Annotated in this window: 11 protein-coding genes; 8 read left to right on the forward strand and 3 right to left on the reverse strand. The window is 72.1% G+C overall.

The genetic code is table 11. The annotated features are described in order from the left end of the window. The 5 genes from ACZ6JT_RS35165 to ACZ6JT_RS35185 form a co-directional block, all read left to right on the forward strand. On the forward strand, positions 1-95 hold a 95-nt coding region (locus ACZ6JT_RS35165; RefSeq protein ID WP_469216297.1), incomplete at its 5' end, for a hypothetical protein. A gap of 255 nt (positions 96-350) precedes the next feature. Then, entirely contained in the window at positions 351-536 is a 186-nt protein-coding gene (locus ACZ6JT_RS35170) for a Trm112 family protein (protein ID WP_030015246.1), read from the forward strand. A gap of 44 nt (positions 537-580) precedes the next feature. Next, positions 581-1,714: an SIS domain-containing protein gene (locus tag ACZ6JT_RS35175; RefSeq protein ID WP_469216276.1), complete on the forward strand. Its 1,134-nt coding sequence runs from the start codon at positions 581-583 to the stop codon at positions 1,712-1,714. Between the two features lie 40 nt (positions 1,715-1,754). Beyond that, a complete protein-coding gene (gene manA / locus ACZ6JT_RS35180) occupies positions 1,755-2,915 on the forward strand; it encodes a mannose-6-phosphate isomerase, class I (protein WP_469216277.1) in 1,161 nt (386 codons plus the stop codon). A 72-nt stretch (positions 2,916-2,987) separates the two neighbouring features. Then, positions 2,988-3,911: a cation diffusion facilitator family transporter gene (locus tag ACZ6JT_RS35185; RefSeq protein WP_469216279.1), complete on the forward strand. Its 924-nt coding sequence runs from the start codon at positions 2,988-2,990 to the stop codon at positions 3,909-3,911. 81 nt (positions 3,912-3,992) lie between these two features. Here ACZ6JT_RS35185 and lepB read toward each other — a convergent pair whose 3' ends face one another. After that, positions 3,993-4,700 carry a signal peptidase I gene (lepB, locus tag ACZ6JT_RS35190; protein WP_469216281.1) on the reverse strand — a complete coding sequence of 236 codons (708 nt, stop codon included), beginning with the start codon at positions 4,698-4,700 and terminating at the stop codon, positions 3,993-3,995. A 379-nt stretch (positions 4,701-5,079) separates the two neighbouring features. On the opposite strand from lepB, the gene ahcY reads away from it, so the two are divergent. Beyond that, positions 5,080-6,516 carry an adenosylhomocysteinase gene (ahcY, locus tag ACZ6JT_RS35195; protein ID WP_469216282.1) on the forward strand — a complete coding sequence of 479 codons (1,437 nt, stop codon included), beginning with the start codon at positions 5,080-5,082 and terminating at the stop codon, positions 6,514-6,516. 180 nt (positions 6,517-6,696) lie between these two features. Further along, positions 6,697-7,317 carry a hypothetical protein gene (locus ACZ6JT_RS35200; protein WP_469216284.1) on the forward strand — a complete coding sequence of 207 codons (621 nt, stop codon included), beginning with the start codon at positions 6,697-6,699 and terminating at the stop codon, positions 7,315-7,317. A 32-nt stretch (positions 7,318-7,349) separates the two neighbouring features. Here the strand turns inward: ACZ6JT_RS35200 and ACZ6JT_RS35205 are convergent, their stop codons facing one another. Together ACZ6JT_RS35205 and ACZ6JT_RS35210 are read right to left on the reverse strand one after the other, a co-directional pair. Further along, positions 7,350-7,655 carry a hypothetical protein gene (locus ACZ6JT_RS35205; protein ID WP_469216291.1) on the reverse strand — a complete coding sequence of 102 codons (306 nt, stop codon included), beginning with the start codon at positions 7,653-7,655 and terminating at the stop codon, positions 7,350-7,352. An 18-nt stretch (positions 7,656-7,673) separates the two neighbouring features. After that, a complete protein-coding gene (locus tag ACZ6JT_RS35210) occupies positions 7,674-8,660 on the reverse strand; it encodes an RDD family protein (protein WP_469216293.1) in 987 nt (328 codons plus the stop codon). A 111-nt stretch (positions 8,661-8,771) separates the two neighbouring features. Here ACZ6JT_RS35210 and ACZ6JT_RS35215 point away from each other — a divergent pair, with 111 nt between their 5' ends. Continuing rightward, complete coding sequence (locus ACZ6JT_RS35215; RefSeq protein ID WP_469216295.1) at positions 8,772-9,779, forward strand: stage II sporulation protein M; 1,008 nt, start codon at positions 8,772-8,774, stop codon at positions 9,777-9,779. The last annotated feature ends 428 nt before the right edge of the window (positions 9,780-10,207 follow it).

Genomic DNA, 10,207 nt, shown 5'->3' on the forward strand with positions numbered 1-10,207 from the left:
ACACCGAACCCCTGCTGCGGCTGAACGTCGAGGCCCGCGACGAGGCGACCCTGGCGAAGGTCCGCGACGAGGTCCTGGCCCTCATCCGCGGCTGAGCCCAGCGCCGCCGGTCAGGGGCGGAACAACTTCCGCCCCTGACTCCGGCGCACATTCAGCGCCGGCCGTCACCATCCAGCCCCGCCGGCGTTTGAGGCGCGGGGGTCCGGGGGCAGCGCCCCCGGGCACGGCGCCGCACCCATCACTCCGGCGGGATCCACCGACCCCACTCCGGCCCGCACCGGAGGTGACTCGGCGGTACGCTGACCTCGCCCCACCCCAGAACCATCCGCATGCCCGAAGGGAACCGCCCCATGCCGCTCGAAGCCGGCCTCCTGCAGATCCTCGCCTGCCCCGCCTGCCACTCGCCCCTCGAGGACAAGTCGGCCGACGAGACGGCCCCCGAGCTGATCTGCACCGGCCAGGACTGCGGCCTCGCGTACCCGGTCCGCGACGGCATCCCGGTGCTCCTGGTCGACGAGGCCCGCCGCCCCGCCTGATCAATTCCGCCACCCTGGATCCGTCAACACCGCCGGAGGCCGCCATGCTCGACGAGTCGCTCCTCGACGCACCGGACGATCTCGCCCGCGTCGACCGACGGGGCCTGCTCCGCGGCGCGGCCGAGGCCGGGGCGAGAGTCCGTACCGCGGCCCGGCACGCGAACGAGGCGGGCCTCGCGGAGCTGCGGCCCGACGGCCGCCCCCGCGCGGTCCTGATCGCCGGCCCCGGCACCGCCGCCACGGGCGTCGCCGACCTGCTGGGCGCCCTCGCGGGCGCCTCCGCGCCGGTGATCCGGCTCGACCCCACCGGCGTCGCGCACGCCGCCGGCGCACTGCGCTGGGCCCTGCCCGGCTGGGCCGGCCCGATCGACCTGCTGCTCATCGCCACCACCGACGGCACCGAGCCCGGGCTGGCCGTCCTCGCCGAGCAGGCGTACCGGCGCGGCTGCACCGTCGTCGCCGTCGCCCCCGAGCGCTCACCGCTGAGCGAGGCCGTGGACGGTGCGCACGGGCTCCTCGTACCGATGGCCAAGGCCCCGTACCAGGAGTACGACGAGTCCGCCGCCGCGGGCCCCGGGGCCCTGTGGGCGCTGCTCACCCCCCTGCTGCTGCTCCTCGACAAGGTCGGCCTGATCACCGCCGCCCCCGACACCCTGCAGCTCGTCGCCGACCGGCTCGACCGCACGGCCGAACGCTGCGGGCCCGCCATCGCCACCTACTCCAACCCGGCCAAGACCCTCGCCGCCGAGCTGGCCGACTCCCTCCCGCTCATCTGGAGCGAGGGCGCCGGCGCCGTACCCGCCGGCCGCCGCTTCGCCGCCACCCTCGCCGAGCTCGCCGGCCGCCCCGCCCTGGCCGCCGCGCTCCCCGAGGCACTGCCCGCCCACGGCATCCTGCTCGCCGGGGCCTTCGCGGCCGGCGCCGACCCCGAAGACTTCTTCCGTGACCGGGTCGAAGAGCCCCAGGCCCTCCGCGCCCGCGTCGTCCTGCTGCGTGACCGGCCGGCCGGGGGCCTGACCGCCGCCCCCGCCGCACGCGAGCTCGCCCTCAGCCACGACACGGCCATCAGCGAGCTCGAACCGGAGGAGGGGGTCGAGCTGGAGCAGCTCGCCGAACTCCTCGCCGTCACGGATTTCGCCACCGCCTACCTGGCGTTGGCCTCCGGGGGACACGGCTGAGGTATACGCACCTGCCCCGGCTCTATCCAGGAAGACGACGATGGACCGCCTGACGAACACGATCCGCCCCTACGCCTGGGGATCCACCACGGCCCTCCCCGCGCTCCTCGGTGTCGAACCCACGGGTGAGCCCCAGGCCGAGCTGTGGATGGGCGCCCACCCCGGCGCCCCCTCCCGCCTCGACCGCGGCGCCGGCCAGGTCGCCCTCTCGGACGTCATCGCCGCCGACCCAGAAGGCGAGCTCGGCGCCGCCGCCGTCGCCAAGTTCGGCCCCCGGCTGCCCTTCCTCCTCAAGATCCTCGCCGCGGGCGCGCCGCTCTCCCTCCAGGTCCACCCCGACCAGGCCCAGGCCAAGGCGGGTTTCGAGGACGAGGAGCGCCGCGGGGTCCCGATCGACGCCGGGCACCGCAACTACAAGGACCCCAACCACAAGCCCGAGATGATCTGCGCGCTCACCGCGTTCGACGGACTGTGCGGCTTCCGCGCGCCGCTGGACGCCGCCGAACTCCTCGCGGGCCTGGACGTGGACAGCCTCAAGCCGTACGTCGACCTGCTGCACGCGCACCCCGAAGAGGCGGCCCTGCGCGAGATGCTCACCGCCGTACTGACCGCCGACCGCGCCGAGATGGCCCACACCGTCCACGAGACCGCGGTCGCCGCCGAGCGCCTGGGCGGCCCGTACGCCCCGTACGCCACCCTCGCCCACCACTTCCCGGGCGACCCGGGGGTCATCGCGGCCATGCTGCTCAACCACGTCCGACTCCAGCCCGGCGAGGCGATGTTCCTCGGTGCGGGCGTCCCGCACGCCTACATCGACGGCCTCGGCGTGGAGCTCCTCGCCAACTCCGACAACGTGCTGCGCGCCGGACTCACCCCGAAACACGTGGACGTGCCCGAACTGCTGAAGATCGCGCGCTTCGAGCCGGGCGACCCGAACGTGCTGCGCCCCGAGGGCGACGGCGGCGAGGAGGTCTACGAGAGCCCCATCGACGAGTTCCGGCTCTCCCGCTTCCTCCTCGCACCCGGCGGCGCCTCCCGGGCGCTGTCGCACGACGCCCCGCAGATCCTGCTCTGCACGGCCGGTTCGGTGACGGCCGGCGAACTCCCGCTGGCCCCCGGCGAATCGGTTTTCGTGCCGGCGGGCGAAAAGGTCGAACTGTCCGGAAACGGGACGGTCTTCCGTGCCACCGTGGTGGTCTGACGTGGCGTCCGCCCCGTCGGCTGCAACAATGTGCGGCCGGTAGTCAGTGGCTAGGAAGGACATCCTGCACCCATGAGCGCGTCGGGCGGTACCAGGGCGATCGTGGCGGCACTCGCCGCCAACCTCGCCATCGCTGTAGCCAAATTCGTGGCGTTCCTCTTCAGCGGATCCTCGTCGATGCTCGCGGAAAGCGTCCACTCGCTGGCGGACTCCGGAAACCAGGGGCTGCTGCTCCTCGGCGGAAAGAAGGCCAAGCGCCAGGCGACCCCGCAACACCCCTTCGGGTACGGGCGCGAGCGCTACATCTACGCCTTCCTCGTCTCCATCGTGCTCTTCACCGTCGGTGGCATGTTCGCCATCTACGAGGGCATCGAGAAGATCAACCACCCGCACCCGATCGAGGCCTGGTACTGGCCGGTCGGCGTGCTCGTCTTCGCGATCATCGCCGAGTCCTTCTCCTTCCACACCGCGATCAAGGAGTCGAACGAGATCCGCGGCAAGCAGACCTGGACCCAGTTCGTCCGGCGGGCCAAGGCCCCCGAGCTGCCCGTCGTCCTCCTGGAGGACCTCGGGGCGCTCGTCGGCCTGGTCCTCGCGCTCGGCGGCGTCGGCCTCGCCCTGCTGACGGGCAACGGCGTCTGGGACGGCATCGGCACCCTGTGCATCGGCGCCCTGCTCATCGTGATCGCCATCGTCCTGGCCGCGGAGACCAAGTCCCTGCTGCTCGGCGAGTCCGCGGGCCTCGAAGAGATCGAGAAGATCAAGGCCGCGCTCGTCGACGGGGACGTCGTCACCGGCGTCATCCACATGCGGACCCTGCACCTCGGCCCGGAGGAGCTGCTGGTCGCCGCCAAGATCGCCGTCGAGGGCCACGACACCGCGACCGAGGTGGCGAACGCGATCGACGCAGCCGAGGCCCGCGTCCGCGCGGCCGTCCCGATCGCCCGCGTGATCTACCTGGAGCCGGACATCTACCGCCCCCAAGCCGCCGAGTAACCCACCACGGACGTTCAGAAGGCCCCCGCGAGCACCGGCCCGCGGGGGCCTTCGCGCACCCGGCCCCGCGGGCGCCGCGCCTCAGTCCGAGGCAGCGGGAGCGGGGAGACCCCAGGCGGGCTGCGCCGGCGCCGGCTTCCCGCGGCGCGCCACCAGCGCCACGATCCCCAAGACACCGCCGAGCAGGAACACGACGGCGCCGACGACCGCGAGGCCGCCCGCGACGATGAGCCCCGTCGGTTCCACGACGGCCTCGCCGCGGATGGCCGACAGGGCGACGGTGCCGCCGTCCGCGGAGAGGTGCATCGAGGAATCCACGGAGTTCCCGCGGTTGTCACCCATGAGGAACAACCGCCCCTCGGGCACCGTCACGTCGAACGTCATGACCGCCGGAACCGACCGGTCCAGGACGTACGGCTCGTCCAGCGGCTCCCCGTTGAGCCGCAGCGTGCTCTCGCCCCGCCGGTGCTCGATCCGGTCCCCGCCACGCGCCACCACCCGCGACAGCAGGAGCCCGCCGGCCCGCCACTGCGGAACCGCCGCGAGCACCACGTCCCCGCGTCCGATCTCCAGCTCCTCGCCCGCCGCCCCCATGGAGAACCAGCCGCTGTCCCCCGCCGCGTACGTCGGCCGCATGTTCTCGCCCTGTACGCGGTGCTTCTCGTAGGCCACCTCCGAGTGCCCGTCGGACACGGCCCCGTAGACCGTCCCGCCCAGCACCAGCAGCCCACCCGCCACCAGCAGCACGATCGCCCCGATGCCCCGTCTGCGGCCCCGCCTGCGTGCCATCCGCCCACCCCTTCGATCCGGTTCCGTGCCGCCGCATCGTACGGAACGCGGTCGGGGCCGTGATCAGCGGCTCGCGCGCCCTCACTGACATCGTTGTCATATGCAGGTTCTTCTCCGCGGCCATGTACGCGGGCGCGATCCCCGGGGGCACGCGGTGACCGCGGGAAGACGCCTTCTTCCTGGTCTGACTGGGGCTCACTCCACCGATCGGTGTAGATTCGACGTCAGTGTCAGGCGTCGCTGCTGATGGCGGGTCGGGCGGTCCTCGCGACCGGCCGAGGGGAGAGAGGACCCCCGACGGACTGTGCTCGGTGTCCCGTCCCCAGGACGGCGCACGGACCAGCCGTACCCACCTCTCGAACCATGAGGAGCAGCACCCATGGACTTCAAGGTCGCAGACCTGTCCCTTGCCGCGTTCGGCCGCAAGGAGATCACCCTGGCCGAGCACGAGATGCCGGGCCTGATGTCGATCCGCCGCGAGTACGCCGACGCGCAGCCGCTCGCCGGCGCGCGCATCACCGGCTCGCTGCACATGACGATCCAGACCGCGGTCCTGATCGAGACGCTGGCCGCCCTCGGCGCCGAGGTCCGCTGGGCCTCCTGCAACATCTTCTCCACCCAGGACCACGCGGCCGCCGCCATCGCGGTGGGCCCGAACGGCACCCCGGAGAACCCGCAGGGCATCCCCGTCTTCGCCTGGAAGGGCGAGACGCTGGAGGAGTACTGGTGGTGCACGGAGCAGGCGCTGACCTGGCCGAACACCCCCACCGGCGGCCCGAACATGATCCTCGACGACGGTGGTGACGCCACCCTCCTCGTTCACAAGGGCGTCGAGTTCGAGAAGGCCGGCGCGGCCCCGGACCCGTCCACCGCGGACTCCGAGGAGTACGCCCACATCCTCACCCTGCTCAACCGCACCCTCGGCGAGTCCCCCCAGAAGTGGACCCAGCTCGCGTCCGAGATCCGCGGCGTGACGGAGGAGACCACCACCGGTGTCCACCGCCTGTACGAGATGATGGCCGAGGGCACGCTGCTGTTCCCGGCGATCAACGTGAACGACGCCGTGACGAAGTCGAAGTTCGACAACAAGTACGGCTGCCGCCACTCGCTGATCGACGGCATCAACCGTGCCACCGACGTCCTCATCGGCGGCAAGACCGCCGTGGTCTTCGGCTACGGCGACGTCGGCAAGGGCTGCGCCGAGTCGCTGCGCGGCCAGGGCGCCCGCGTCATCGTCACCGAGATCGACCCGATCTGCGCGCTGCAGGCGGCGATGGACGGCTACCAGGTCGCCACCCTCGACGACGTCGTCGAGACGGCTGACATCTTCATCACGACCACCGGCAACAAGGACATCATCATGGCCGCCGACATGGCCAAGATGAAGCACCAGGCGATCGTGGGCAACATCGGCCACTTCGACAACGAGATCGACATGGCCGGTCTCGCGAAGATCGAGGGCATCGTCAAGGACGAAGTCAAGCCGCAGGTCCACACGTGGAAGTTCCCCGACGGCAAGGTCCTGATCGTGCTGTCCGAGGGCCGCCTGCTGAACCTGGGCAACGCCACCGGCCACCCCTCGTTCGTGATGTCGAACTCCTTCGCGGACCAGACCCTGGCCCAGATCGAGCTCTTCACCAAGCCCGAGGAGTACCCGACCGACGTGTACGTGCTGCCCAAGCACCTCGACGAGAAGGTCGCGCGCCTCCACCTCGACGCCCTCGGCGTCAAGCTCACCACCCTGCGCCCGGAGCAGGCCGCGTACATCGGCGTGCAGGTCGAGGGCCCGTACAAGCCGGACCACTACCGCTACTGATCACCCTTTGATCAGCTCCTGATCGGCTCCTGAACAACGCCTGATCAGCGGCGGCAGAAAGTGAAGCAGGCCCCCGGCACCCGTGCCGGGGGCCTGCCCCGTATCCCTCGACCCGCCGACGCCCCGCCCCCGAAGCCCTCCCGACGCCCCGACCCCTCGATCCCAAGAAGTGTGCGCACCATGCCCCGCGGCCGTTACTCGCTCCACGACCCGCACGACCACACCCCCCTCGGCGAGGAGCACTTCCACTGCGCCACCGGGCCCTCCGGCTGGCGCTACGTCTCCCAGCTCACCGCCCCCAACGGCGACCACCGCGGCTCCGTCGACCTCGCGATCGACGAGCTCGGCCGCCCCATCCGCCTCGAAGTGAACGCCGCGAGCTGGCAGGTCCGCGGGGCCGCCATCGACGGCGTCACCTGGGTCCGCACCGACCCCACGGGCGCCGAGGCCACCGAGGGCAACATCGCCGCGCCCGGCTTCACCGGGACCTCCCCGGCCTTCCTCGTCGCCACGGCCCGCCTGCTGCGCCTGACCCCCGGCGCCCCCGCCACCCGCGTCCGGCTCCTCGCCCTGACCGACCCGGTCCTGGCCCCCCGTACGGTCGACCAGGCGTGGGCCCTGCTCGGCCGCGAGGAGCACCCGACCGACAGCGGCCCGCTCCTGGTGGACGAGTACCAGGTCAGCGCCTTGGACACGGGCGAGGTCCACACGGTCCACCTCGCCGGAGACGTGGTCCTCTCGGCCCCCGGCATCGAGCTGGAACACCTGGAGACCCCGCCGTCGGCCTTCCCCGAGGACTGAAGTGGCCCGGCACTCCCCGGCGGGGCCACGCGTCAGTGCTGCTCGTCCGGGTAGCTCCACTCGACCGCGCACATCGCCGAAGGCGCGGCCTCCTTCGCGTACCAGGCGAGGGACTTCTCGAACTCCGGGCACCAGAGGTGGGCGCGGCTGACGGAGACCGGGAAGTCGGTCCCGCCGGTGACGACGTGCCCGCCGCGCTCCGCCACGATGCCGATGCTCACCTGGTCGCCGATGCTCTCGTCCCGCATCAGCTCACGTAGCTCCTCGACGACCGCCCGCGCCCGGGCCTCGTCGTCGATGCCGGTGACGCGGAAGGTGAAGGCGATATTCGCAGACATGCCGTGCAGGCTAGGCGATCACGCCGGGGGCGCGAACCCGGTCGCGGGCCGCGGCGGCCCCGGAGCCGTCGGAGCGGGCGCCACCACGGGGGCGGCGGGCGCCCCGCCCGGGACCGGGGCCGGCTGACCCGCCTGGGGTACGGGCGCCGCGGGAGCCGGGTGCCCCCACGCGGGCGGCGTCCCCGGAGCCGTCCCGGGCAGGCCCGCCACCGTCCCGGGCACCCCGGGCACCCCGGGCGCCCCGGGCGCACCGGGACCGGCGCCGAAGGCCCGGGCGGCGTCCCGCGTCTGCCGCTCGTGCACCACGGCCATCAGGAACGCGGCGGCCGGCACCCCCACCGGCGGCGGCGCCCCGGTACGCGCCACCAGATCGTCCGCGAGCCGCGCCGCCATCGCGGCGCCCACCTGGGGATCCAGCTGGTTCATCCGCGTCAGGTACTGCCGGATCGCCAGCCACAGCCCGTCCGGCACCGCCGACAGGTCCAGCCCCGTGAACCGCCCGGCCAGCCACGGCGGGGGCGGAGGCACCGGCATCACCCGGGCCCCCGGCACCCGTTCGCGGACCACCAGCGTCCCGCCGAAGACGTCCCCGAGCCGCCGGCCGCGCGCCGAGACCAGCGAGGCGATGCACGCCACCGTCCCGAAGGTGAGCAGCAGCTCCACCACTCCCAGGGCCCCGCGGACCAGCGCGTGCCGGAACCGGATCGGCCCACCGTCGTCCCGCACCACCCGCAGGCCGCACGCGAGCTTGCCCAGGGAGCGCCCGTGGGACAGCGTCTCGACCGCGATCGGCACACCGACCATCAACAGCAGGAAGCTCGCCACCCCCACCGCCGCCTGGGCGGCGTCGTCCAGCGAAGAGGTCGCGAGGGCCAGGCCGACCGAGAGCAGCACGTACCCGGTGACGTACACGATCAGGTCCAGGACGATCGCCAGCCCGCGGCTCGGCAGCCTCGCGGGCCTGAGCCCCAGGACGACCGCGTCCCCCGTCACCAGATCGCTCACCGCAGCACCTCTCATGTGACCTGCCCCGCCCCGTCGGCCTCCAGTCTGCCAAGCTGACCACACGAGGAGTAGGCAGCAGCAGGTGACCTGGGGCAGGGGAGCGGCAACCGGATGGATCTCGACGTCTTCGTGACGGCACACCGGGCGGAATGGGACCGCCTGGAGCAGCTCCTGGGCCGCGGCCGCAAGCTCACCGGTGAGGAGGCCGACGAGCTCGTCGCGCTCTACCAGCGCACCTCCACCCATCTCTCCCTGCTCCAGTCCAGCGCCCCCGACCCGATGCTCACGGGCCGGCTGACCCAGCTGGTCGCCCGCGCCCGTGCCACGGTGACCGGTACGCGCCGGGCCGGCTGGCGCGACGCCGCCCTCTTCTTCACCGCGGCCTTCCCGGCGGCGGTGTACCGCAGCCGCCGCTGGTGGATACCGACCGCGCTGCTGTCCACGGCTCTCGGCGTGCTCATCGGCTGGTGGATAGCCACGCACCCCGAGGTCCAGGGCGCCATCGGGGCACCGGCGGACCTGAAGGCGCTCACGCAGCCGGGGGGCGAGTACGAGACGTACTACTCCAGCCACCCCGCGGGCTCCTTCGCCGCCAAGGTCTGGACGAACAACGCCCAGGCGGCCGCGATTTGTCTCGTCCTGGGCGCCTTCCTCGGGCTCCCCGTGCTCTGGATCCTGTTCCTGAACATGGCCAACCTCGGAGTCGGCCTCGGTCTGATGGCCTCCGCCGGCCGCCTCGACGTCTTCCTCGGGCTGATCCTCCCGCACGGCCTGCTCGAACTGACCGCCGTCTTCGTGGCCGCCGGGACGGGCCTGCGCCTGGGCTGGACGGTCATCGACCCGGGCCCCCGCACCCGCCGCACCGCTCTGGCGGAACAGGGGCGGGCGGCCCTCGGAATGGCCATCGGGCTCGCGGTGGTCCTGTTCGTCTCGGGCCTGATCGAGGGCTTCGTGACCCCGTCCGGCCTCCCCACCTGGGCCCGCATCACCATCGGAGTCGTGGCCGAGGCCGCCTTCCTGGCCTACGTCTTCGTCCTGGGCGGCCGGGCCTCCCGCGCGGGTGAGGTGGGCGACGTGGAAGCCGCGGACCGGACGGCGACCCTCCCGACCGCAGCCTGATGTGCGTACGGGCCTGCTGAGCTGCTAGTCTCCTCGTCGTCCCGCGAAGACCGTTGACACGGAGCGCGTGGGGAGGTAGATTCGAACGGTTGCCTCGAACTGGACAAGTTCGGCAGCGATGGTTTAACCTATCTCTCGCCCCCATCACGGAATTGAATTCCAGTGGGGCGTAGCCGACTCTTCAATCAGGAATCCAAGCGGGAAAATCCGGTGGAGAACTTCTGATAGAGTCGGAATCGCTGGAAAGGGAAAGCGCGAAAGCGGCTGGACCTGGAAAGCACCGAGGAAATCGGGCCCGAAAGAGTCTGATAGAGTCGGAAACGCAAGAACACAGCAAGAACACAGAACGAAAGCCCGGAGGAAAGCCCGCGAGGGTGAGTACGAAGGAAGCGTCCGTTCCTTGAGAACTCAACAGCGTGCCAAAAATC

It is taken from the genome of Streptomyces sp. NPDC046308 (assembly GCF_055588065.1).

What these genes read in the sequence shown, in the direction of transcription:
- ACZ6JT_RS35175 (WP_469216276.1), top strand. Translation starts at nt 581, where the DNA reads ATGCTCGACGAGTCGCTCCTCGACGCACCGGACGATCTCGCCCGCGTC.
- lepB (WP_469216281.1), bottom strand. Translation starts at nt 4,700, where the DNA reads ATGGCACGCAGGCGGGGCCGCAGACGGGGCATCGGGGCGATCGTGCTG.
- ACZ6JT_RS35205 (WP_469216291.1), bottom strand. Translation starts at nt 7,655, where the DNA reads ATGTCTGCGAATATCGCCTTCACCTTCCGCGTCACCGGCATCGACGAC.
- ACZ6JT_RS35215 (WP_469216295.1), top strand. Translation starts at nt 8,772, where the DNA reads ATGGATCTCGACGTCTTCGTGACGGCACACCGGGCGGAATGGGACCGC.
- ahcY (WP_469216282.1), top strand. Translation starts at nt 5,080, where the DNA reads ATGGACTTCAAGGTCGCAGACCTGTCCCTTGCCGCGTTCGGCCGCAAG.
- ACZ6JT_RS35185 (WP_469216279.1), top strand. Translation starts at nt 2,988, where the DNA reads ATGAGCGCGTCGGGCGGTACCAGGGCGATCGTGGCGGCACTCGCCGCC.
- ACZ6JT_RS35200 (WP_469216284.1), top strand. Translation starts at nt 6,697, where the DNA reads ATGCCCCGCGGCCGTTACTCGCTCCACGACCCGCACGACCACACCCCC.
- manA (WP_469216277.1), top strand. Translation starts at nt 1,755, where the DNA reads ATGGACCGCCTGACGAACACGATCCGCCCCTACGCCTGGGGATCCACC.
- ACZ6JT_RS35170 (WP_030015246.1), top strand. Translation starts at nt 351, where the DNA reads ATGCCGCTCGAAGCCGGCCTCCTGCAGATCCTCGCCTGCCCCGCCTGC.